This window comes from Blastococcus tunisiensis (genome assembly GCF_900112815.1).
Classification (GTDB): Bacteria; Actinomycetota; Actinomycetes; order Mycobacteriales; family Geodermatophilaceae; genus Blastococcus_B; species Blastococcus_B tunisiensis.
Map to the genome: position 1 here is coordinate 43,142 of NZ_FOND01000014.1, position 20,836 is coordinate 63,977.

The following is a 20,836-nucleotide window of genomic DNA, read 5'->3' on the forward strand; positions in this document are numbered from 1 at the left end:
GGACCCCGTCGGACACCGCCGAACTGTGCGCGGCCCAGCGCCGCGACCAGACCGGGGACCCATGGTTCTCCTGGGGTGAATCCTGCGCGCGTCGCAGGTAGGGCAACTTCCGGCCCGAACCCGTCAGCTAACTCGGTAGGCGGCTGAGGAAGAACGGAGAGACGCCGCCCTGTGGCGCCCCTGACCCCGAACACCGCACAGCCCACCGACGACACCCCCGGCAGCGAGCAGGACGTCGTCCGACGCCCCCGCCGGGCGGGACGTCGACTGACCACCGCTCCGCGGTCCCGCGTCGCCTACAGCCTCGGCATCGCGACCGTCTGCGCGCTGGCCGCCATCGATCTCGTGTCGGCCGAGCCGGCCGCCAACGCCGAGCCGGAGTCGACGTCGGTCGTCGTCGCCGCCGCGCTCGGCATCGACGGCTCCGGCGTCGAGCCTGCCGAGCCGGAGGACTCCGAGCTGCTGGGCCAGCTGGCCGCCAGCCGGTCCGAGCGGGACGCGGAGCAGGCCGCGGCCGCCGCCTCCCAGGCCCAGGCCGAGCAGGAGGCCGCCGCCGCACAGGCGGCCGAAGAGGCGCGGATCGCCGCCGAGGCAGCAGCCGCAGCACAGGCCGCCGAGGCAGCCGCCGCGGCGCAGGCCGCCGCGGAGGCAGCGGCGGCGGCACCCGCCCCCGCCGCAGCCGCGGCGGCCACGACCGCCGGTGTCGTCGCCAGGATCAGCAACAGCTCCGGCCCGATCAAGGGCGTCGCCCAGGCCGCCGCCAACGCCGTCGTGTCGAACGTGCCGGGCGCTGCGGGCATCACCATCGGGGGGACCCGCGCCAGCGCGGCCGACCCGGGAGGGCACCCCTCCGGGCTGGCGCTGGACTACATGTGCAGCCCGGCGCTCGGCGACGCCATCGCGCAGTACCACATCGCGCACTGGAACGAGCTGGGCGTGGAGTACGTCATCTGGCAGCAGCGGATGCTCAGCTCGCCGGGCGGGTCGTGGAAGGCGATGGAGAACCGCGGCAGCGCCACGGCCAACCACATGGACCACGTCCACGTGAACTACCGGGGATGAGCGGCACACCCCGAGGATCCGGAGGCCTCCGCGCCGTCCTGTTCGACATGGACGGCACGCTGGTGGAGACCGAGCAGTACTGGGGCGAGGCGATGTTCGAGCTCGCGGCCTCCCTCGGCGGCCGGATGTCCGCCGAGGCCCGCGCCGCCACGGTGGGCTCGAGCATGCGCCGGTCCATGGGCATCCTGCACGCCGACCTGGGGCTGGTGCGCAGCGAGGAGCAGCTGCGGGCCGACGCCGCCTGGGTCGAGGACCGGACCGCGCAGCTCCTGGCCTCCGGGATCTCCTGGTCCCCGGGTGCGCGCGAGCTGCTCGTCGCCGTCCGCGAGGCAGGTCTCCGGACGGCGCTGGTCACCACCACGCCCCGCCGGCTGGCCGACATCGTCCTCACGACGGTCCGGGGCGACCTCGGTGACGACCCGTTCGACGTCACCGTCTGCGGCGACGAGGTGCCGGCGCGCAAGCCCGACCCCGCGCCCTACCTGCAGGCGATGGCGGCCCTCGGTGTCGAGGCGCAGGAGTGCGTGGTGATCGAGGACTCGGATGCGGGAGTCACCGCCGGGCTCGCCGCCGGCGCCGCGGTCCTCGGCGTGCCGACCGTCCAGGAGATCCCGCCGGCGGCCGGTCTCGTCCTCCGGGACGGCCTCGTGGAGGTCGACGTGGCGGCGCTGGCCGCCGTCCTGTCCGAAGGCTCGTCGACGGGGGTCTGGGCGTAGCCGCGCGTCAGCATCCGTGGAACGCGTCGCGTCCACCACCGATGGACGCAGCGTCACGACAGGCATAAACGGCTCGCCGCCGTGCCCAAATCTCCCCTGCGGGCGCAGCGATCCCCCCGCAACCGCGCGATGCCCTGTGCACTCCACCGGTTCGGACCGCTGGAGGGGGACTCGGGTGGATCATCAGACACGCAACCACTCGGCCGCCGGAGTTGCGCTGCTCTCAGGTGCGGCCGCTGTCGCCTTCTCCACGACTCAGACGTGGGTCGATGCCACCGGAGCCGCGTGGGGACGCTTCGACGGCGTGACCGTCGCCGGGTCCCTGGGGTTCGACAGGCTTCTCGCTCCCGGCGGTCAGTACGGAAACGTCGAGCCGCTCATCCTGGGATGCGCGGCAGCGCTGGCGGTGCTCGCGCTCCTCCTCTTCGTTACCCGGGTGCCCGGCCTCGGTGTCCTCTGGCGTGTCTTGGCGCTGGCTGCGCTGGTGCTCCTCGGCCTGACGGCCGTGACGGCGTGGAGCGTCGTCAACGATCCGGCGTCGGTCGTCGCCGATCCGGACACGCTCGCCGGGCAAGGGTTCGAGACCGGGGTCGCCCTCCTCGAAGCGCTCGGGTTCGCTGTCGTGGAGCCAGGCGTCGGTTTGTGGCTATTGACGGCTGGGAGCGCCATCGCCGGCATCGGGGTGCTCGTCCCAGCCACCCGCAGCAGGACCGTGGCGGCGCTCCCGCACGCCGTATCGATGCCACCCCCACCTGGGGCGGGCGGCTTACCGCCGGGCTGGTACCCGGATCAGTTCGATCCGAGGTGCGTGCGCTTCTTCGATGGCCGGCACTGGACCGGGGCGACGCGAATTAGTGGCTGACAGCCGGACCGTGACCGATGACGTCAGTCGCGTTCGACGACCGGCAGCAGCGTCTGCCAGCCCCGGGCGGCCGCAGCCTCCGCCGGGAACGGTGGGGGAGTGCCGCCCCACGCGGGGCACAGGGCCTGGTGGTCGCACCAGCCGCACAGGCGGGTCTTGTTCGGCCGGAAGTCGCCGGTGGCCACCGCGCGCTCGATCGCGGCCCAGATGGCCTGCAGGGTGCGCTCGAAGCGGAGCAGCTCCGCCTCATCGGGGGCATAGGTGAGCGTGTCGCCGTCGCCCAGGTAGATCAGCTTGAGCTGGGCCGCCACGACGCCGCGGGTGCGCCAGAGCACCAGGGCGTAGAACTTCATCTGGAACAGGGCCTTGGCCTCGAACGCCTCGCGCGGCATCGAGCCGGTCTTGTAGTCCACCACCCGCAGGGCGCCGTTCGGTGCGACGTCGAGCCGGTCGACGAACCCGCGCAGCAGCAGCCCGTCGGGCAGGGTCACCTCGACCAGCTGCTCGCGCCCGTCGGGCTGGATGCGGGTCGGGTCCTCCAGTGCGAAGTACCTCTCGACCAGTTTCCCGGCCGACGCCAGCCACGCCTCCACCGACTCGGGGGCGTTCGCATCGGTCTCCGCGCCGTCCTCCTGCGCCGCTCCGAAGAGCTCGGCGATGCCCGGCTCGTCGCGCAGCTCGGCCCAGGCCGGCGCGACGAGGTCCTGCGCCGCCGCCACCGTGCGCCCGGCCGCCGGCAGGTCGTAGAGCTTCTCCAGCACCGAGTGCACCAGGGTGCCGCGCACCGCGGCCAGGGTCTTGCGCTCGGGCAGCCGGTCGATGGTGCGGAAGCGGTAGAGCAGGGGGCAGGTCTTGAAGTCGGCCGCCCGGCTCGGGGACAGCGACGGGCGGCGGGGCCCCTCGGTCTCGTCCGTGGGGACGACACCGTCCGCGGTTGCCTCGGAGCCGTCTGCGGTCACCTCGGAGCCAGCTGCCGAACCCAGGATCGCCGTCATGGACCCGAGGCTAGGTGGCCGCACCGACAGTTCCGAGCGCCCGCGCCGCATCGGCCCCGCAGCCGCCGCCGCGGCCCTCCGTACGCTGGCCGCCCGTGGACACCCAGCCTGACCCCGAACTCGACGTCCCCGCCGATGGCCCTCCTGCAGAGGCCCGACGCGGGCCCGCGGGCGGTGGGGGGCAGGAGGGTCCTCCCACGGTGACCGGCGCCTTCGTGGCCGGGGACCGCGTGCAGCTCACCGATCCCAAGGGCCGGCTGCACACCGTCGTCCTCGAGCCCGGCAAGCAGTTCCACACGCACCGGGGAGCGATCGAGCACGACCACCTGATCGGGGCCCCCGAGGGCTCGGTGGTCATGTCGACCGCCAACACCGGCTACCTGGCGTTCCGGCCGCTGCTGGCGGACTTCGTGCTCTCCATGCCGCGCGGCGCCCAGGTGATCTACCCCAAGGACGCCGCCCAGATCGTGGGGTTCGGTGACGTGGGCCCCGGCATGCGGGTGCTCGAGGCCGGCGCCGGGTCCGGTGCGCTGAGCTGCTCGCTGCTGCGGGCGGTCGGCTCCGGTGGCTCGCTCACCAGCTACGAGCGGCGCGAGGACTTCGCCGACGTCGCCCGCGGCAACGTCGGCGCCTTCTTCGGCGAGGTCCCGGCCAACTGGTCGCTGCGGCTGGGCGACCTCGCCGACCACCCGGTCGAGGAGGTCGTGGACCGGGTCGTCCTGGACATGCTGGAGCCGTGGGCGGTCCTGCCGACCGTCGCGGCCGCGCTGCGCCCCGGCGGCGTCCTCGTGGGGTACGTGGCGACGACGACGCAGCTGTCCACCTACGTGGAGGCCCTGCGCGCGCAGGGCGTCTGGACCGAGCCGCACGCCTGGGAGTCGCTGCTGCGCCCCTGGCACGCCGTCGGCCTCGCCGTGCGCCCGGAGCACCGCATGGTGGCCCACACGGCGTTCCTCGTCACCGCGCGCCGGCTGGCCGAGGGGACCGTCGCCCCGATCCGGCAGCGCCGGGCGCAGAAGACCTGACGGCCGCCTCCCCGAGCCGTCGCTGGAGGGGCCCGATGGGGCCGCCCGCCCGCGCACGCCCGTGATGAGCCGCCCGGGCGCACCACCTGGGGTTCCTGTGACGTACCGGTCACGTCCTCCGCGAGCCCACGGCGAACTGTCCGGCCGCGTGTATAGATTTGCGTCTCGAACTCCCTCGACGTGTGTGGAGGTGCGCGATGAGTCTGGGTCCCGACGAGATCCGCGCGCGGCGTGAACGAGACGTCGCGGCACTGCTCAGCCAGATCTCCTACCTCGAGGAAGAGATCGGTCTGCTGCGCCGGAAGGTGGCCGACAGCCCCCGGCAGGTGCGGCTGCTGGAGGAGCGCATCGCCGAGGCGGAGGGCCGCGCGGCGTTCCTCTCCGAGCGCAACGACAAGCTCGCCGGCACGCTCCGCGACGCCCGCGAGCAGCTCGTCTCGCTCAAGGAGGAGGTCGACCGGCTGGGCCAGCCCCCGTCCGGCTACGGCGTCTTCCTGACGCGGTACGACGACGACACGGTGGACGTGTTCACCGGGGGCCGGAAGCTGCGGGTGTCCGTCTCGCCCAATGTCGAGGTGGAGACCCTGCGGCCCGGCCAGGAGGTCATGCTCAACGAGGCGCTCAACGTCGTCGAGGCCAAGGACTTCGAGCGGTCCGGCGACGTCGTGATGCTCAAGGAGCTGCTGGAGCCCGTCGACGGGGTGACCCCGCGCGCGCTGGTCATCGGCCACACCGACGAGGAGCGGGTGGTGTTCCTCGCCGACTCGCTGACCGGCCAGCCGCTGCGCAGCGGCGACTCCCTGCTGCTGGAGTCCCGCTCGGGCTACGTCTACGAGCGGATCCCGAAGAGCGAGGTCGAGGAGCTCGTCCTCGAAGAGGTCCCCGACATCGACTACTCCGACATCGGTGGGCTGGCGCGGCAGATCGAGCAGATCCGCGACGCGGTGGAGCTGCCGTTCCTGCACGCCGACCTGTTCCGCACCTACGAGCTGCGGCCGCCGAAGGGGATCCTGCTGTACGGCCCGCCCGGCTGCGGGAAGACGCTGATCGCCAAGGCCGTCGCCAACTCGCTGGCCAAGAAGGTCGCCGCGGCCAAGGGCGGTGGCGACGCGAGCCAGGGGAAGTCCTACTTCCTCAACATCAAGGGCCCGGAGCTGCTCAACAAGTACGTGGGGGAGACCGAGCGGCACATCCGGTTGGTGTTCCAGCGAGCGCGGGAGAAGGCCAGCGAGGGCACGCCGGTCATCGTCTTCTTCGACGAGATGGACTCGATCTTCCGCACCCGCGGGTCGGGGGTGTCCTCCGACGTCGAGTCCACGATCGTGCCGCAGCTGCTCAGCGAGATCGACGGCGTCGAGGGCCTGGAGAACGTCATCGTCATCGGCGCCTCCAACCGCGAGGACATGATCGACCCGGCGATCCTGCGGCCCGGCCGGCTCGACGTGAAGATCAAGATCGAGCGTCCGGACGCCGAGGCCGCGCGGGACATCTTCAGCAAGTACCTGACGACGTCGCTGCCGATCAACCCCGACGACCTGGCCGAGCACGGCGGCAGCCGTGAGGCGACGATCGCCGGGATGATCCAGCGCACCGTCGAGCGGATGTACACCGAGAGCGAGGAGAACCGCTTCCTCGAGGTCACCTACGCCAACGGTGACAAGGAGGTCCTGTACTTCAAGGACTTCAACTCCGGCGCCATGCTGCAGAACATCGTCGACCGGGCCAAGAAGATGGCGATCAAGGAGCACCTGGAGACCGGCACCTCGGGTCTGCGGGTCAGCCACCTGATGGCCGCCTGCCTCGACGAGTTCAAGGAGAACGAGGACCTGCCGAACACGACCAACCCCGACGACTGGGCGCGGATCTCCGGCAAGAAGGGCGAGCGGATCGTCTACATCCGCACGCTCATCAGCGGCAAGGGCAACGAGTCCGGACGCGCCATCGACACCGCCACGAACACCGGCCAGTACCTGTAGGCCCCTCCGCCCCACCGGCCGAGGCCGGATTCCCGGACGACGCGGAACGGCCCGGCCACCGACGAGGTAGCCGGGCCGTTCCGCGTGCCGGAGCGGGTCAGCCCATGACGAGCACCTGGCCCGGGAAGATCAGCGTCGGGTCGGCGCCGACGATGTCCCGGTTGCTCGCGTACAGCGCCTGCCACGGGAGCCCGTGGGCCGCGGCGATCCCGGACAGCGTGTCGCCGGGCACCACGGTGTAGGTGGCCCCGCTGGTCGCCGGAGCGGCCGGTGCGGCAGCGGACGCCGGGGCGGGCGCCGGTGCCGCCGCAGGTGCGGGCGCGGCCGCGCTGCCGGCCTTGTCTGCCTCGCCCAGCCCCAGCTTCGCCGAGCAGGCGGGCCAGGCGCCCCAGCCCTGCCCGGCCAGGGTCTTCTCGGCGATGGCGATCTGCTGCTCCCGCGTGGCCAGGTCGGCCCGCGGCGCGTAGCTGCCGCCGCCGAAGGCCTCCCAGGTGGACTGGGAGAACTGCAGGCCGCCGTAGTAGCCGTTGCCGGTGTTGATCGCCCAGTTGCCGGAGCTCTCGCACTGCGCGAGCCGGTCCCAGGTGGCGCCGTCGGCGGCGCCGGCCGTCCCGGTGGCGAGGAACGGGCCGACGAGTACCGCGCCGGCGGCGGCGAGACCGGCAGTACGCCGGCGGAGGGAGCGGGTGGACGTGCGGGCGGTGGTGCTCGGGTTCGTCATGGTCCTCTCGAGCGGCGGGCGCCGGCGGCGGCGCCGGACGGGCGCAGCACGCTCCACCCACGGAGCCGGAGAGACGGCGGGATCACGACCACTGGGCGGAGCGGCGCGCGGCGTGCCCGAGAGCGCACGAGCGGTGGCTCGACGGCCGTGGCGGCGCGTGCGCGGCCCGGCGCCGCTCTGCTGCAGCCCGGGCGGTCCCGAGGCTAGGCAGCTGTTCGTGTGAACCGCCACCACGCCTTCCGGGCCGGTGCGGTCCGGAGCCCGTTCGCCCCACCGGCCTAGGGTTGGGCCATGAGCGTGCGCCGGGTCATGGGGACCGAGATCGAGTACGGCATCTCGGTGCCGGGGCAGCCTTCGGCGAACCCGACGACGCTGTCCAGCCTGGTGGTCAACGCGTGGGCGGTGGCCGAGGCGCCGACCCCGCGACGCCCCCGCTGGGACTTCGAGGAGGAGTCGCCGCTGCGCGACGCGCGCGGGTTCGACCTGTCACCCGCGCAGGCGCTAGACCACAACGACCTCGACGACGACGCCGGGATGGCCAACGTCATCCTCACCAACGGTGCGCGGCTCTACGTCGACCACGCCCACCCGGAGTACTCGACGCCGGAGGTCACCAACCCGCGCGACGCCGTGCTCTGGGACAAGGCGGGGGAGCAGGTGATGGTGGAGGCGTCCCGCCGGGCGGCACGGATCCCGAACCAGCCGGCGATCCAGCTCTACAAGAACAACACCGACGGCAAGGGCGCCAGCTACGGGGCGCACGAGAACTACCTGATGGACCGCAGGACGCCGTTCATCGACATCATCCGCGGGCTCATCCCGTTCTTCGTCACCCGCCAGGTGTTCGCCGGCGCCGGCCGGGTGGGCATCGGCACCGAGGGTCGCACCGAGGGGTTCCAGCTGTCCTCGCGCGCCGACTTCTTCGAGGTCGAGGTCGGGCTCGAGACCACGCTGAAGCGGCCGATCATCAACACCCGCGACGAGCCGCACGCCGACGCCGACAAGTACCGCCGACTGCACGTGATCATCGGCGACGCGAACCTGGCGGAGCTCTCGACCTACCTCAAGGTCGGGACGACGTCGTTGGTGCTCGCGATGATCGAGGCCCGGGCGCTGTCCCGCGACCTCTCGATCGAGGACCCGGTGGAGGCGCTGCAGGCGATCAGCCACGACCCGTCGCTCAGCCACCAGGTCCGGCTGCGCGACGGGCGGCGGATGACGGCGCTGGAGGTCCAGCAGAGCTACCTCGAGCAGGCGGAGAAGTTCGTGGCCACCCAGGGGGAGTCCGACGAGCAGACCGCCGACGTGCTGCGGCGATGGGCTGAGGTGCTCGAGGACCTGTCGATCGACCCGATGCGGTGCGCGGACCGGCTGGACTGGCCGGCCAAGCTCCGGCTGCTGGAGGGCTACCGGTCGCGCGACGGGCTCTCCTGGGGTGACTCGCGGCTGCACCTGGTCGATCTGCAGTACTCCGACATCCGCCCGGACAAGGGCCTGTACAACCGCCTGGTGGCGCGCGGCTCTATGCAGCGGCTGCTCACCGACGAGGAGGTGACGCGGGCGATGGTGGCCCCGCCGGGGGACACACGGGCGTTCTTCCGGGGCGAGTGCCTGCGGCGGTACCCGGGGCAGGTCGCGGCGGCGTCCTGGGACTCGGTGGTCTTCGACCTCGGGCGGGAGAACCTCGTCCGCATCCCCACCATGGAGCCGCTGCGTGGCACCCGGGAGCACGTGGGCGCGCTGTTCGAGTCGACGTCGACCGCGCAGGAATTGGTCGACACGATCACCGGCAGCTGAGCCGCCGCCCGCCACTCGTCGGGCGGCGGCCCAGGCCGTGAATGGGCGTCAGTTGCCGCTGTCGCTGCTGCCCACGCCCTGGATGCTGCGGGCGAGGTCCCAGCGCTGCGCCGTGTTGCGCAGCCAGTCGGCCCACTTCTCGACGTCGTCGCCGTACTCGCCGTCGACGGCGTCCTCGATGATCTGCCGGACGTCGGCGCGCGCCTCCTCGGGCTCCTGACCGAACACCCCCTGGATGTCCCGGCGCAGGTCCTGGGGCAGGGACGCGATCAGGCCGCCGAGCCGCTCGCTCCAGCGCTCGGCCTCGTCGCCGTAATCACCACCGACAGCGTTCTGCACGATCTCCTGCAGCCGCTGGGTCCGCTCGCCGGCCGGGAGGTCCTGCAGGCCCTCGAGGTCCTCGCGGAGGTCGTCGGGCAGCCAGTCGCCGGCGTCCACCTGGGGGAGGTCGCCGAAGGCGTCCTCGGCCTGCTCCCGGGCCTCGGCCGCTGCGTCGCCGGCGTCCTCCGCCGCCTGCTCGGCCTGCTCGCGGGCGTCCTCCACGGCCTGCTCGGCCTGTTCCCGCGTGTCCTCCAGCGCTTCCTCGGCCTCCTCGACCGCCTGCTGGGCCTCGTCCTCGCCCTCGTTGGCGGCATCCTCGGCCTGTTCGCGCGCGTCGTCGAGAGCCTGCTCCGCCTCGTCGATCGCCTGCTGGGCCTCTTCCTGGACCGCCTCCACCGCCTGCTCGGCGTCGTCCATCGGAGCGGCGGACGCCGCCGGCCCGGCGAACACCGCGGCGGCGGTCAGGGCTGCGGCTCCCGCACTGGCCAGGGCATGTCGTCGTCCTCGTGCTCGCAGTGTCACGGTCTGTCTCCCTCAGGTGTGGCTCGTGGCTGCTGCAGCCGTCCTGCCCCTGTCGGGCTCCGCGGCCGGGAACCTGTCTGGCACGTTCCTGCCCTGGGGTGTTCCCACCGCGGGGCCGGTCCACGAGTGCTTGGCCATGACAGGCAGGTGACACTCCTGCGACGGTTCTCCGACAGTCCTCGCGCCGGCGCATGCCCGCGGTCCAGCCCGGTCGCGCGGAGGGGGGAACGGTGGCCACGGACCGGGTCGGCACCGCCCCACTGTCGGCACCGACGAGTACTTTCTGGCTCAGCAGCAGTTCCGATCACCGGAGGGCAGCATGGGCACCAGGGACACCGGCGGGCAGCAGAAGGCGACGCGGTCGCGCGAGGAGACCGACGAGGTCGAGGCCTCGGTCGACACCGAGGCCGCCGAACGTCACAAGGAAATGACCGAGGACGTCGATTCTCTTCTGGATGAAATTGACGAGGTCCTCGAGGAAAATAGCGAGGAATTCGTTAGGCAATATGTACAAAAAGGGGGCCAGTAGACGGCCTGGTTCCGTAACTATTTGGCACGCGGAGATGGAGTCGGATAAATTCTGCCCCGATTGCGGCGCTACTCGACCGGTATCGGAGTTCACCCGGGACAAGCGTCGTCGGGACGGGCTGGCTTTCTACTGCCGCTCACACGCGCGTCAGCGGGTGAGGGAGTCGAAGCTGCGGCGCCTCGGACCGCCGCAGTCGCGGCACAAGCTCGACCGCGTGGTCGCCGAAGGATCCAAGTGGTGCCCTGATTGCGACACGATAAAGCCTCTCGCCGAATTCCCGACCGCCAGGAGCAACAGGTCCGGACGCCATACGTACTGCAAGCCGTGCCACAACGCTCGTGGTCGAGCGACTCTCGAAAAGGTCGGCGGGGCGCGCACGTATCACTTGAAGCGCCGCTACGGGATCACTGCGGCGGACGCCGACCATATGCTCCGCGACCAGGACGGCCTGTGCGCGATCTGCCGGGTGGCCCCTGCTGTGCACGTCGACCACGACCACGAGACGGGTGCCGTCCGGGCGCTGCTGTGCTTCAACTGCAACGGCGGGCTGGGCCAGTTCAGGGACGATCCGGACGTGCTGCGGGCAGCGGCCGATTACGTCGCCTTCCACACCCTGAGCCAGCGGGTGGTGGCGCTGGCGGCGGCCGCCGGTCTCGGCCCCGTCCGCACCGTGCGGCTGGGGGAGCCGCCGGTAGGGTCGCACCGACGCCCAGGAGCCCGCGGCACCAGCACGCGGGGCATCGGGCGGAGCAGCGGTGCACGCCGGCGTGAGCAGGCGGGAGAGGCGGATGGGTGATCGAGTCGTCAGCTGGCCGGAGCGGGTTCCCGCCCGCCTACCTGGACCGGGTGGGCTCCTCGTTCACCGAGTTCCTCTCCACCGCGGCACCTGACCTCCTGCCCGGCCGCCGTCCCGTCCCGACCATGCCCGTGGGAGACCTCGCGCCGCACGGCACGACCATCGTCGCCGTCACCTACTCCGGCGGCGTCCTCATGGGCGGCGACCGGCGCGCCACCATGGGCAACCTGATCTCCTCCCGCGACATCGAGAAGGTCTACCCGGCCGACTCCTACAGCGTCATCGGCATCGCCGGCGCGGCGGGCATCGCCATCGAGATGGTGAAGCTCTACCAGGTCGAGCTGGAGCACTACGAGAAGATCGAGGGGCTCACGATGAGCCTCGACGGCAAGGCCAACCGCCTCGCGCAGATGATCCGGGGCAACCTGGGCGCCGCGTTGCAGGGCCTGGCCGTGGTCCCGCTGTTCGCCGGTTTCGACCTCGACGCCGCCGCGGGCACGGCCCCGGGCCGGATCTTCAGCTACGACGTCACCGGCGGGAACTACGAGGAGCGCGGCTACGCCGCCGTGGGCTCCGGCTCGCTGTTCGCCAAGAACTCGCTGAAGAAGACCTGGCGCAGCGGCCTGCCGGCCGACACCGCCACCCGCACCATCGTCGAGGCGCTGTACGACGCCGCGGACGACGACTCGGCCACCGGCGGCCCCGACCCGGTCCGCCGGCTCTACCCGATCGTCTACCGCGTCGACGCCGAGGGCGCCGTCCGGCTCACCGACGCCGAGATCGCCGCCGTCGCCGACACGATCGTCACCGAGCGCGCCGAGGCCGACCGCCGCAACGTGGACCGGGAGGCCTGAGCCATGACGATGCCGTACTACGCCTCGCCCGAGCAGCTCATGCGGGACCGCTCGGAGTACGCCCGCAAGGGCATCTCCCGCGGTCGCAGCGTCGCCGTCCTCACCTATGCCGACGGTGTCCTCTTCATCGCCGAGAACCCCAGCTCCACGCTGCACAAGGTCGGCGAGCTCTACGACCGCATCGGCTTCGCGGCGGTCGGCCGCTACAGCGAGTTCGAGAGCCTGCGCGTCGCCGGCGTGCGGCTGGCCGACGTCCGCGGCTACTCCTACAACCGCCGCGACGTCACCGGCCGGGTGATCGCCAACGCCTACGCCCAGACCCTCGGCGAGATCTTCACCCAGCAGACCAAGCCGTTCGAGGTCGAGCTGTGCGTCGCCGAGGTGGGCGACCGCCCCGAGACCGACCAGCTGTACCGGCTCACCTTCGACGGGTCGATCGTCGACGAACCGGACTTCGTCGTCATGGGCGGGCAGGCCGAGACCGTCACCGGCCACCTGCGCGAGCACTTCCACGCCGCGTTGGGGCTGTCCGACGCCCTCGAGGTCGGCGTCCGCGCCCTGTCCGCCGTCAGCCCCGTCACGGCGGGGGCCACCGACGGCGGGCCCACCCGGCTGACCGGCGCCCAGCTCGAGGTGGCCGTCCTGGACCGCCGCCGGCCGAAGCGGGCGTTCCGCCGGATCACCGGATCGGCGCTGCGCACGCTGCTCGGCGACGACCCGACGCCCGACGCGACCGCGGACGCACCACCCACGTCGGCGCACGCGCCCAGCGCTCCCGAGCCCGGCACCCCTGCAGGACTCGGCGACCCGGCCAACCCCGACAACGCCGGGGGCCCGACGACGACGGAGGACTGAGATGCCGGACTACCGCGTCAACGACGACGCCGTGCAGCAGGCCCGGAAGCTGATCGACGACGGCAAGGTCGACGTCGACACCGAGTGGTCCGACGCCGCACCGTCCGCGGACGACGGCAACGCCGAGATCGAGGCGCACGGCTACGCGGGCTACGGCGCCTGGCACCTGGCCGTCGACCCCGACGCGTCGGAGGACACCAAGGGCCGGTACAAGTTCCCGTACGGCGACTTCAGGAGGGTCAACCGGGCCGCCCTCATCCACGGCAAGCAGCGCGCGGCGCAGAACGACCACGACGCGATCGAGAAGGCGTTCGACGACCTGCTGCAGCGACTGGACGAGAAGCACTCGTAGTCGCGTCGTCCACCGGCTCGTGAGCGTTCCTGTGGCACGGGACACGCCCTCTGTCGCTCCCGGCGCCTAGGCTCGGATCGTGGACCGACGGATCTTCGGGATCGAGACCGAGTACGGCGTCACGTGCACCTTCAAGGGGCAGCGGAGGCTGTCCCCGGACGAGGTCGCCCGCTACCTGTTCCGGCGGGTCGTGTCGTGGGGGCGCAGCTCCAACGTGTTCCTGCGCAACGGCTCCCGGCTCTACCTCGACGTCGGCAGCCACCCCGAGTACGCCACCGCCGAGTGCGACGACCTCACCGAGCTCGTCGTCCACGACAAGGCGGGGGAGCGGATCCTCGAGGGGCTCCTGGTGGACGCAGAGCAGCGGCTGGCCGAAGAGGGCGTCACCGGCGACATCTACCTGTTCAAGAACAACACCGACTCCGCCGGCAACAGCTACGGCTGCCACGAGAACTACCTGGTGGGCCGGCACGGGGAGTTCAGCCGGCTGGCCGACGTCCTCATCCCGTTCCTGGTCAGCCGGCAGCTCGTCGTCGGCGCCGGCAAGGTGCTGCAGACCCCCAGGGGCGCCATCTACTGCGTCAGCCAGCGGGCCGAGCACATCTGGGAGGGCGTCTCCAGCGCGACCACCCGTTCCCGGCCGATCATCAACACCCGGGACGAGCCGCACGCCGACGCCGAGCGCTACCGCCGGCTGCACGTGATCGTGGGCGACTCGAACATGAGCGAGACCACGACGCTGCTCAAGGTCACCATGACCGATCTGGTGCTGCGGATGATCGAGGCGGGCACCCCGATCAAGGACATGACGCTGGAGAACCCGATCCGGGCGATCCGCGAGATCAGCCACGACATGACCGGCCGGCGCAAGGTCCGTCTCGCCAACGGCAAGGAGATGTCGGCGCTGGAGATCCAGTCCGAGTACCACTCCCGCGCCATGGAGTTCGTCGACCGCGAGGGCTGCAGCCCCGAGCACCGGCAGATGCTGGAGCTGTGGGGGCGGGTGCTCAAGGCCGTCGACAGCGAGGACCTCTCCCTGATCGACCGCGAGATCGACTGGGCGATCAAGTACAGCCTGCTCGAGCGCTACCGCGCCAAGCGCGACCTGCCGCTGAGCTCCCCGCGGATCGCCCAGATGGACCTCGCCTACCACGACATCAGCCGCCGCCGCGGGCTGTACTACCTGCTGGAGCGGGCCGGCCAGGTCGAGCGCGTCACCCACGAACCGCGCATCTTCGAGGCCAAGAACGTGCCGCCGCAGACCACCCGGGCGCGGCTGCGCGGCGAGTTCATCCGCAAGGCCCAGGAGAAGCGGCGCGACTTCACCGTCGACTGGGTGCACCTCAAGCTCAACGACCAGGCCCAGCGCACGGTGCTGTGCAAGGACCCGTTCAAGTCCGTCGACGAGCGGGTCGAGAAGCTCATCGCCAGCATGTGACTTCTACGGCGCCTCGACCGAGGCGATCCGGTATCTCCGGACCTCGGCGGACAGCACGTCGGGGAGGTCGGGCTCCGGGGCGTCCGGGTCGCCGGACGCCCGGAAGCGCTCGAGGTCCGCGTCGGACTCCCAGCGCTCGTAGACGGTGATCCGCTCGGCATCGAGCACATCGGCGGCCTGCACGAAATCCAGGCAGCCCGGTGCCCGTCGCGCCTGCCCGGTCACCTCGGCGACCCCGGCCAGGTAGCGGTCGCGGTCGTGCTCGGCGACCCGCAGCCACCCCGCGACGATGATCACGGGGCCGGCTCGGCCTCGACCTCGGCGCCGGGCACCGGCACCCGGAGGGCCGCGTACCGGCCGGCGGCGGCCGCCGCCAGGAAGTACGCCCGCTCCTCGGGATACCCGCGGCCCATCGTGCGCAGCGGGACGGGGGAGAGGACGAGGGCGTCGTCCAGCCCGTCGGTGTCCACCCAGACGACGGGGTTGCGGGCCGGCTGGCCGGCCAGGTCCTCGTCGACCTGACCACCGAGCTCGGAGGACAGCCCGCGCGGGGCGATGAGCGTGACGCCGCCCAGCGCCACCCGGCCGAAGGCGGTGAGGGAGTGGTGGGAGACGCCGCGGTGCCGGGTGCGCGGATCGGCGTCGGAGATCCGCAGCGCGCCGACCGGTTCACCGCCCAGCACGGTGACCGCGTTGCAGGCCTCCCCGGCGGCCACCCCGGAGAAGCCCCACGGCGTCCCGGTGCCGAGGTTGCCCGGCCCCTGGGTGACGATCGCCAGGTCCGCGCCCAGCACGTGCCGCGCGGCCAGCAGACCGGTGTGCACGGTGACCGCCTCCAGGTCGCCGCCGTACGCCTGGCCGACGGTCACCACACCGGCCAGGGACTTCGCCAGCGCGTCGAGCGTCCGCGAGAAGGCGGCCGGCAGCGCCCCGCCGTCGGTCATCACGTAGGCGACCTTGAGGTCGGGGTCGGTGGCGAGCATCCCGATGAGGATGGCCGGCAGCGCCGAGTGCAGGTCGGCGACGACCACCGGCATGCCGCCCAGGTCGTCGACCTCGGCGAGCAGCGCGTGGTGCTCGGTCTCCTGCTCGTCCACCCCGCTCACCGTCACCTGCAGCGGCGTGTAGCGGGCCTTCACCAGGTGTCCCGGCCCCTCCGGGTCGGGTGGCAGCCGGTCGGGCACCGCGACGACCATCGCGAAGCCCCCGGTGCCCAGCCCCTGGGCGAGTGCCGTCGTGTTGAGCAGCACCTCGTCCCCGACCTCGGGGATGCCCACGAGCGAGGGGTAGGCGAGCGCGGGCAGGGCACCCTCGTCGGGCACCTCGACGGTGAGCTGCAGGGTGTCACGGCCCCGGCGTCCGGTCTCCGTCACCTGCCCGCGTCGCCAGCGGATGCGCGAGGGCGGGGGAGGGGAGGAGGAGAAGGGCATGCAGGCAGCGTAAGGACCCCGGTGCCCCCCGGCCTCGCAGGCTCGGCGCAGGCCCCTGCACCGGGGGCCGGACAGACGGACGCCCGCGGAGCACACGACGCAGGGCTGACTAGCCTGGGCGCATGGCGGCCAAGCGGGCAGAACGACTGGTGAACCTGGTCATCGCCCTGCTCAGCACCCGCCAGTACGTCACCGCCGCCCGGATCCGCGCCATCGTGCCCGGGTACGAGGCCGACGACGGCTCCGAGCGCGCCGACGAGGCGTTCAAGCGGATGTTCGAGCGGGACAAGGCCGAGCTGCGCGAGATGGGCGTGCCGCTGGAGACCGGCCGCACCAGCGCCTTCGACACCGAGGACGGCTACCGGATCGCCCGCGCCGACTACGAGCTGCCCGAGATCCGGCTGACCGGCGAGGAGGCCGCCGCCGTCGGCCTGGCCCTGCGGCTGTGGGAGTCCGCGCAGCTCGCCGGCGCGGCGCACAGCGCCCTGGTGAAGCTCAAGGCCGCCGGCATCGACGTCGACACCTCCCGCGCCATCCCGCTGCAGCCGCGCCTGGACGCCGGTGAGCCCGCGTTCGAGCCCTGCTACGCCGCCGCCCGCGACCGCCGGCTGCTCGAGTTCGGCTACCAGCGCCCCGACGAGGACGTGCCCGCCCGCCGCCGCGTCCAGCCCTGGGGCGTCGTCGCCTGGCACGGCCGGTGGTACCTGGTCGGCCAGGACCTCGACCGCGCCGCGCCGCGCGTCTTCCGCCTCTCCCGGGTGGTCGGCACCCCCAAGGCGACCGGTCCGGCGAACGCGTTCGAGCCGCCCGAGGGCCTGGACCTCGCCGAGGTCGTGGCCGGGCAGGTGACCGGTGAGGAGCAGCTCGTCGTCGTCCGCGCCCGCCCGGGGACGGCGATCGGTCTGCGCCGGCACGCGACGCCGCTGGGCCCGGCCGACGACGGGGACGACCGGCTGCAGCTGCGCACCACCGAGCCCGGCCGGCTCGCCGACCAGCTGGCCGCGTACGGCTCCGACGTCCTCGTCGAGGCGCCGACCGAGGTGCGCGACGCCGTGATCACCCGGCTCACCCGGCTGGCCGCGATGGGGGTGCCGGCGTGACCCTCCGCTCCGTCCCCGCGGGGGCCCCACGATGAGCACCACCGGCACCACCGACCGCATGACCAGGCTGCTGGCGCTCATCCCGTACCTGACCGCCCGCGAGGACGGCGTCGCCGTGGCCGAGGCCGCCCGCGACTTCGGGGTCAGCGAGCGGCAGCTGCGCAGCGACCTCGAGCTGCTGTGGGTCTGCGGGCTGCCCGGCTACGGCCCCGGTGACCTGATCGACCTGTCCTTCGAGGGCGACCGGGTCCGCGTCACCTTCACGGCCGGCATGGTCCGCCCGCTCCGGCTCACCACCGACGAGGCGGTCGCCCTGGTCGTCGCCCTGCGCACGCTGCTGGAGCTGCCCGGCCTGGCCGAGCGTGACGCGGTCAGCCGGGCGCTGGCGAAGGTGTCGGCCGCCGCCGGGCACGCCGCCGACCGGGTGACCCCCGTGGCGGTCAGCGTCGACGCCCGCGAGGAGGCGCTCGCCGTCGTCCGGGACGGCCTGGAGCGCAAGCGCGCCCTGCACCTGCACTACTACGTGCCCACCCGCGACGAGCGGACCGAGCGGACCGTCGACCCGATGCGGCTGCTGCTGGTCGACGGCAAGTGGTACCTGGAGGCGTGGTGCCGGCGCGCCGAGGGGGTGCGGCTGTTCCGGCTGGACCGCGTCGACGACGTCGTCGTCCTCGACGAGCGGGCCGCGCCGCCCCCGCAAGCGCACGAGCGCGACCTCGACAACGGCGTCTACCAGCCCGACCCGGGGTCACCGGCCGTGCGGCTGCGGCTGTCCCGCAGCGCCCGCTGGGTGGCCGACTACTACCCGGTGGACTCGGTGACCCCCGTCGATGAGCCCCCGGGCGGCCTGGCGGTGACAGTCCGCACCCAGGACCTGGCCTGGGCGCGCCGGCTGGTCGCCTCCCTCGGCGGGGAGGCGCTGGTCGACGAGCCGGCCGGCCTGGCCGCCGAGGTCGCCGCCGACGCCCGCGCCGCGCTGGCCCGCTACGGGGTCGAGCCCACCGGCTAGGGTCGCCGCGTGCTGTTCTGGATCGTGCTCGCCGTCGTCGTCGTGCTGGCCCTCGTCGTCCTCGGCGTGGTCGGCTACGGCGTCTTCGGTGCGTTCGGCCGGCTGGGCCGGGAGCTCGAGGCCGCCGAACGCGATGTGAGACCGCTGATCGAGCAGGCCGGGGCGACCGCCGCCCGCGCGACCGAGGTCGCCGACCGGAGCTGATCCGGCGCGGACATCCGCACGGACGCCGGGATCCGAACGCCTCTCGGCGTAGCATCGCCGGAAGACCCCAAGCCTGGAGGACCTGTCATGGGCGGACTCGGCCCGCTGGAGATCGGCCTGATCATCCTGGCCATCCTGCTGCTGTTCGGCTACAAGAAGCTGCCCGACGCCTCCCGCTCGCTCGGCCGCTCGCTGCGCATCTTCAAGGGCGAGATGAAGGGCATGAAGGACGACGACGCCCGCGAGGGCGTCCGCACGAAGGACGCCGCCACGACGACCCCGGTCCGCGGGGAGATCGTCGCCCCGGGTAGCACGGCCGGCGACGACCGCAGCGCCCAGCTGGACGCCGAGGCCCGCGCCGCCGAGGCGCGCGCGGCGGAGCTGCGGGCCCGCGCCGAGCAGTCCCGCGCGGCCGACGGCTCCCGCTGACCCACCCGTACCGGGCAGGACGACGGTGAGCGGTCCCCGGCTGCGTCGGCGGCGCGCACCGCGCGACGCCGAGGCGACGATGTCGCTGGTCGCCCACCTCACCGAGCTGCGCAACCGCATCGCCAAGGCGCTGCTCGCCCTACTGGTCGCCACCGCCGTCTCGTTCTGGTGGTACGAACACGGGCTGGGTGACTTCATCCGGGCGCCCTACTGCGGACTGGACGCCGAGCTGCGCTTCGGCGACGACGCGGACGGCTGCGGCCTGCTGATCACCGACGTCTTCGGCGGTGTCTTCATCCGCCTGAAGGTCGCGTTCCTCGCCGGCGCGGTGCTGTCGGCCCCGTTCTGGCTCTACCAGATCTGGGCGTTCATCACCCCCGGGCTCAAGCGCAACGAGAAGCGGTACGGGGTCGGCTTCGTGGCCGTCTCGTCCCTGCTGTTCGCGCTCGGGGCGTTCCTGGCCTACGTCTCGCTGTCCGCGGGGCTGGAGCTGCTCCTCGGCCTCGCCGGCTCCGACGTGATCATCGCCCTGACCGCGCAGGACTACATCGGCTTCGTCCTGTCCCTGCTGGTGGCGTTCGGAGTCAGCTTCGAGGTCCCGCTCTTCGCCATCGCGCTGAACCTCGTCGGCGTGCTCAGCCACGAGGTGCTGGCCAAGAGCCGGCGCTGGATCTTCTTCCTGACCATCGTGTTCGCCGCGTTCGTCACGCCCACGCAGGACCCGTTCACGATGCTCCTGATGGCCGGGCCGATGATCGTGCTGTTCGAGCTCGCCATCCAGGTCGCCCGCGTCGTCGACAAGCGGCGCGCCAGGCGTGCGGCCCTGGAGCACTTCCACGACCTCGGTGACGACGACGCCTCCCCGCTGGACGCCCGGCCGTCCTCCCTGGACGACGCGCCGTCCCCGACGGCCCGCTGAACGCGCCCCGGCGGTGAGCAGCGCGGACGTCGCCGTCCTGGTGAGCCCCTCGGCGGGCCGTGGCCGCGGCACCCAGCTGGCCGGGCAGGTGCTCGACGCGTTCCGGGACGCCGGGTTCGACCCCGCCGTGCTGCCCGCCACGACCGGCGCGGAGGGGGAGCGGCTGGCCGCCGAGGCCGTCGCGGCCGGTGCCCGGGCGGTGGTCGCCGTCGGCGGTGACGGCACCGTGCACGCCGCGCTGCAGGCCGTCGCCGGGACGACGACGCCGCTCGCGCTGGTCCCGGCCGGCACGGGCAACGACCTGGTGCGGGCGCTCGACGGCCCGTCGGACCCGGGAGCCGCCGCACGGGCGGCCGCCGAGGACCTCGCGGCCGGCACGACGCGCAGCGTGGACGCCGGCCGGACCGGGAACCGCTGGTGGGCGACGGTGCTCTGCTGCGGCTTCGACTCCGCCGTCAGCGACCGGGCCAACCGGATGCGCTGGCCCCGCGGCCGGCGCCGGTACGACGTCGCCGTGCTGGCGGAGCTGGCCCGGCTGCGGCCGCGCGAGCTGACCCTCGTCCTCGACGGGGAGGCGCAGACCCTGCCGGTCACGATGGTCGCCGTCGGCAACACCGCCTGGTACGGCGGCGGCCTGAAGGTCTGCCCGGGCGCCGCCCCCGACGACGGGATCTTCGACGTCACCGTCGTCGGCCCCTCGACCCGCCTGGAGCTGATGCGGCAGAAGCCGCGCCTGGCCACCGGTACGCACGTCGACCACCCGGCGGTGGCGGTGTTCCGGGCCTCGCGGGTGGAGCTGTCCAGCCCCGGTGTCACGGCGTACGCCGACGGCGAGCCGGTGTCGCCCCTGCCCGCGGTCGCCGAGTGCGTCCCCGGAGCCCTCACCCTCATCGGCACGGGCCGCGCCACGATCAGCTGACCTGA

Annotated in this window: 23 protein-coding genes and 1 riboswitch; of the genes, 18 read left to right on the forward strand and 5 right to left on the reverse strand. The window is 72.8% G+C overall.

Annotated elements, in window-relative coordinates:
- Nucleotides 1–6: 6 nt before the first annotated feature.
- Nucleotides 7–157: riboswitch (cyclic di-AMP (ydaO/yuaA leader) on the forward strand.
- A gap of 14 nt (nucleotides 158–171) precedes the next feature.
- The 3 genes from BM142_RS16920 (at nucleotide 172) to BM142_RS16930 (ending at nucleotide 2,640) form a co-directional block, all read left to right on the forward strand.
- Complete coding sequence (locus BM142_RS16920; protein ID WP_254791026.1) at nucleotides 172–1,062, forward strand: VldE C-terminal domain-containing protein; 891 nt, start codon at nucleotides 172–174, stop codon at nucleotides 1,060–1,062.
- Nucleotides 1,059–1,778: an HAD family hydrolase gene (locus BM142_RS16925; protein WP_092201376.1), complete on the forward strand. Its 720-nt coding sequence runs from the start codon at nucleotides 1,059–1,061 to the stop codon at nucleotides 1,776–1,778. The genes BM142_RS16920 and BM142_RS16925 overlap by 4 nt, the downstream gene beginning before the upstream one ends.
- Before the next feature lie 304 nt (nucleotides 1,779–2,082).
- Nucleotides 2,083–2,640 (forward strand): DUF2510 domain-containing protein, encoded by a 558-nt coding sequence (locus BM142_RS16930; protein ID WP_139228914.1) that lies wholly within the window; start codon nucleotides 2,083–2,085, stop codon nucleotides 2,638–2,640.
- 23 nt (nucleotides 2,641–2,663) lie between these two features.
- On the opposite strand, the gene BM142_RS16935 is transcribed toward BM142_RS16930, so the two are convergent.
- On the reverse strand, nucleotides 2,664–3,635 hold the full coding sequence (locus BM142_RS16935) for a RecB family exonuclease (protein WP_092201381.1): 972 nt from the start codon (nucleotides 3,633–3,635) through the stop codon (nucleotides 2,664–2,666).
- Nucleotides 3,636–3,835: 200 nt separating this feature from the next.
- Here BM142_RS16935 and BM142_RS16940 point away from each other — a divergent pair, with 200 nt between their 5' ends.
- Nucleotides 3,836–4,660, forward strand: a complete 825-nt coding sequence (locus tag BM142_RS16940; RefSeq protein WP_092201383.1) for a tRNA (adenine-N1)-methyltransferase — start codon at nucleotides 3,836–3,838, stop codon at nucleotides 4,658–4,660.
- Between the two features lie 197 nt (nucleotides 4,661–4,857).
- A complete protein-coding gene (gene arc / locus BM142_RS16945; protein ID WP_092201385.1) occupies nucleotides 4,858–6,636 on the forward strand; it encodes a proteasome ATPase in 1,779 nt (592 codons plus the stop codon).
- 97 nt (nucleotides 6,637–6,733) lie between these two features.
- Here arc and BM142_RS25535 read toward each other — a convergent pair whose 3' ends face one another.
- Nucleotides 6,734–7,357: a LysM peptidoglycan-binding domain-containing protein gene (locus BM142_RS25535; protein ID WP_092201387.1), complete on the reverse strand. Its 624-nt coding sequence runs from the start codon at nucleotides 7,355–7,357 to the stop codon at nucleotides 6,734–6,736.
- Between the two features lie 291 nt (nucleotides 7,358–7,648).
- Between BM142_RS25535 and dop the strand changes: the two genes are divergently transcribed.
- On the forward strand, nucleotides 7,649–9,154 hold the full coding sequence (dop, locus tag BM142_RS16955; RefSeq protein ID WP_092201389.1) for a depupylase/deamidase Dop: 1,506 nt from the start codon (nucleotides 7,649–7,651) through the stop codon (nucleotides 9,152–9,154).
- 48 nt (nucleotides 9,155–9,202) lie between these two features.
- Here dop and BM142_RS16960 read toward each other — a convergent pair whose 3' ends face one another.
- A complete protein-coding gene (locus BM142_RS16960; RefSeq protein ID WP_139228915.1) occupies nucleotides 9,203–9,997 on the reverse strand; it encodes a hypothetical protein in 795 nt (264 codons plus the stop codon).
- Nucleotides 9,998–10,316: 319 nt separating this feature from the next.
- Between BM142_RS16960 and BM142_RS16965 the strand changes: the two genes are divergently transcribed.
- The 6 genes from BM142_RS16965 (at nucleotide 10,317) to pafA (ending at nucleotide 14,821) form a co-directional block, all read left to right on the forward strand.
- Nucleotides 10,317–10,526: a ubiquitin-like protein Pup gene (locus BM142_RS16965; RefSeq protein WP_092201393.1), complete on the forward strand. Its 210-nt coding sequence runs from the start codon at nucleotides 10,317–10,319 to the stop codon at nucleotides 10,524–10,526.
- 34 nt (nucleotides 10,527–10,560) lie between these two features.
- Nucleotides 10,561–11,322, forward strand: coding sequence for an endonuclease VII domain-containing protein (locus BM142_RS25405; protein ID WP_092201395.1), 762 nt, complete (start codon nucleotides 10,561–10,563; stop codon nucleotides 11,320–11,322).
- On the forward strand, nucleotides 11,319–12,176 hold the full coding sequence (gene prcB / locus BM142_RS16975) for a proteasome subunit beta (RefSeq protein ID WP_175527320.1): 858 nt from the start codon (nucleotides 11,319–11,321) through the stop codon (nucleotides 12,174–12,176). Before BM142_RS25405 ends, prcB begins: the two co-directional genes overlap by 4 nt.
- A 3-nt stretch (nucleotides 12,177–12,179) precedes the next feature.
- Nucleotides 12,180–13,031, forward strand: a complete 852-nt coding sequence (gene prcA, locus BM142_RS16980; RefSeq protein ID WP_092201397.1) for a proteasome subunit alpha — start codon at nucleotides 12,180–12,182, stop codon at nucleotides 13,029–13,031.
- Between the two features lies 1 nt (nucleotide 13,032).
- The gene (locus tag BM142_RS16985) at nucleotides 13,033–13,383 is read left to right on the forward strand and encodes a hypothetical protein (RefSeq protein WP_092201399.1); all 351 of its coding nucleotides are present in this window, start codon (nucleotides 13,033–13,035) and stop codon (nucleotides 13,381–13,383) included.
- A gap of 79 nt (nucleotides 13,384–13,462) precedes the next feature.
- The gene (gene pafA / locus BM142_RS16990) at nucleotides 13,463–14,821 is read left to right on the forward strand and encodes a Pup--protein ligase (RefSeq protein WP_092201401.1); all 1,359 of its coding nucleotides are present in this window, start codon (nucleotides 13,463–13,465) and stop codon (nucleotides 14,819–14,821) included.
- Nucleotides 14,822–14,824: 3 nt separating this feature from the next.
- On the opposite strand, the gene BM142_RS16995 is transcribed toward pafA, so the two are convergent.
- The gene (locus BM142_RS16995; protein ID WP_092201403.1) at nucleotides 14,825–15,118 is read right to left on the reverse strand and encodes a putative quinol monooxygenase; all 294 of its coding nucleotides are present in this window, start codon (nucleotides 15,116–15,118) and stop codon (nucleotides 14,825–14,827) included.
- On the reverse strand, nucleotides 15,115–16,251 hold the full coding sequence (locus BM142_RS17000) for a DUF3866 family protein (RefSeq protein ID WP_092201405.1): 1,137 nt from the start codon (nucleotides 16,249–16,251) through the stop codon (nucleotides 15,115–15,117). Before BM142_RS17000 ends, BM142_RS16995 begins: the two co-directional genes overlap by 4 nt.
- A 122-nt stretch (nucleotides 16,252–16,373) precedes the next feature.
- Between BM142_RS17000 and BM142_RS17005 the strand changes: the two genes are divergently transcribed.
- The 6 genes from BM142_RS17005 to BM142_RS17030 all read left to right on the forward strand — a co-directional run bounded on the left by BM142_RS17005 (nucleotide 16,374) and on the right by BM142_RS17030 (nucleotide 20,831).
- On the forward strand, nucleotides 16,374–17,351 hold the full coding sequence (locus BM142_RS17005; RefSeq protein WP_092201407.1) for a helix-turn-helix transcriptional regulator: 978 nt from the start codon (nucleotides 16,374–16,376) through the stop codon (nucleotides 17,349–17,351).
- Nucleotides 17,352–17,382: 31 nt separating this feature from the next.
- Nucleotides 17,383–18,360: a helix-turn-helix transcriptional regulator gene (locus BM142_RS17010; protein ID WP_092201409.1), complete on the forward strand. Its 978-nt coding sequence runs from the start codon at nucleotides 17,383–17,385 to the stop codon at nucleotides 18,358–18,360.
- A 9-nt stretch (nucleotides 18,361–18,369) separates the two neighbouring features.
- Nucleotides 18,370–18,564 carry a hypothetical protein gene (locus tag BM142_RS17015; protein ID WP_092201410.1) on the forward strand — a complete coding sequence of 65 codons (195 nt, stop codon included), beginning with the start codon at nucleotides 18,370–18,372 and terminating at the stop codon, nucleotides 18,562–18,564.
- Between the two features lie 87 nt (nucleotides 18,565–18,651).
- On the forward strand, nucleotides 18,652–18,993 hold the full coding sequence (tatA, locus tag BM142_RS17020) for a Sec-independent protein translocase subunit TatA (protein WP_092201412.1): 342 nt from the start codon (nucleotides 18,652–18,654) through the stop codon (nucleotides 18,991–18,993).
- Between the two features lie 25 nt (nucleotides 18,994–19,018).
- Nucleotides 19,019–19,912 (forward strand): twin-arginine translocase subunit TatC, encoded by an 894-nt coding sequence (gene tatC, locus BM142_RS17025; protein WP_254791028.1) that lies wholly within the window; start codon nucleotides 19,019–19,021, stop codon nucleotides 19,910–19,912.
- 13 nt (nucleotides 19,913–19,925) lie between these two features.
- Nucleotides 19,926–20,831 (forward strand): diacylglycerol/lipid kinase family protein, encoded by a 906-nt coding sequence (locus BM142_RS17030; protein ID WP_092201414.1) that lies wholly within the window; start codon nucleotides 19,926–19,928, stop codon nucleotides 20,829–20,831.
- The last annotated feature ends 5 nt before the right edge of the window (nucleotides 20,832–20,836 follow it).

Coding starts and splice junctions, on each gene's coding strand:
- BM142_RS16925 (WP_092201376.1), top strand. CDS start 1,059: ATGAGCGGCACACCCCGAGGATCCGGAGGCCTCCGCGCCGTCCTGTTC.
- BM142_RS16985 (WP_092201399.1), top strand. CDS start 13,033: ATGCCGGACTACCGCGTCAACGACGACGCCGTGCAGCAGGCCCGGAAG.
- BM142_RS17005 (WP_092201407.1), top strand. CDS start 16,374: ATGGCGGCCAAGCGGGCAGAACGACTGGTGAACCTGGTCATCGCCCTG.
- BM142_RS17000 (WP_092201405.1), bottom strand. CDS start 16,251: ATGCCCTTCTCCTCCTCCCCTCCCCCGCCCTCGCGCATCCGCTGGCGA.
- BM142_RS25405 (WP_092201395.1), top strand. CDS start 10,561: ATGGAGTCGGATAAATTCTGCCCCGATTGCGGCGCTACTCGACCGGTA.
- tatA (WP_092201412.1), top strand. CDS start 18,652: ATGGGCGGACTCGGCCCGCTGGAGATCGGCCTGATCATCCTGGCCATC.
- BM142_RS17010 (WP_092201409.1), top strand. CDS start 17,383: ATGAGCACCACCGGCACCACCGACCGCATGACCAGGCTGCTGGCGCTC.
- dop (WP_092201389.1), top strand. CDS start 7,649: ATGAGCGTGCGCCGGGTCATGGGGACCGAGATCGAGTACGGCATCTCG.
- BM142_RS16965 (WP_092201393.1), top strand. CDS start 10,317: ATGGGCACCAGGGACACCGGCGGGCAGCAGAAGGCGACGCGGTCGCGC.
- arc (WP_092201385.1), top strand. CDS start 4,858: ATGAGTCTGGGTCCCGACGAGATCCGCGCGCGGCGTGAACGAGACGTC.
- prcA (WP_092201397.1), top strand. CDS start 12,180: ATGACGATGCCGTACTACGCCTCGCCCGAGCAGCTCATGCGGGACCGC.
- BM142_RS16935 (WP_092201381.1), bottom strand. CDS start 3,635: ATGACGGCGATCCTGGGTTCGGCAGCTGGCTCCGAGGTGACCGCAGAC.
- BM142_RS25535 (WP_092201387.1), bottom strand. CDS start 7,357: ATGACGAACCCGAGCACCACCGCCCGCACGTCCACCCGCTCCCTCCGC.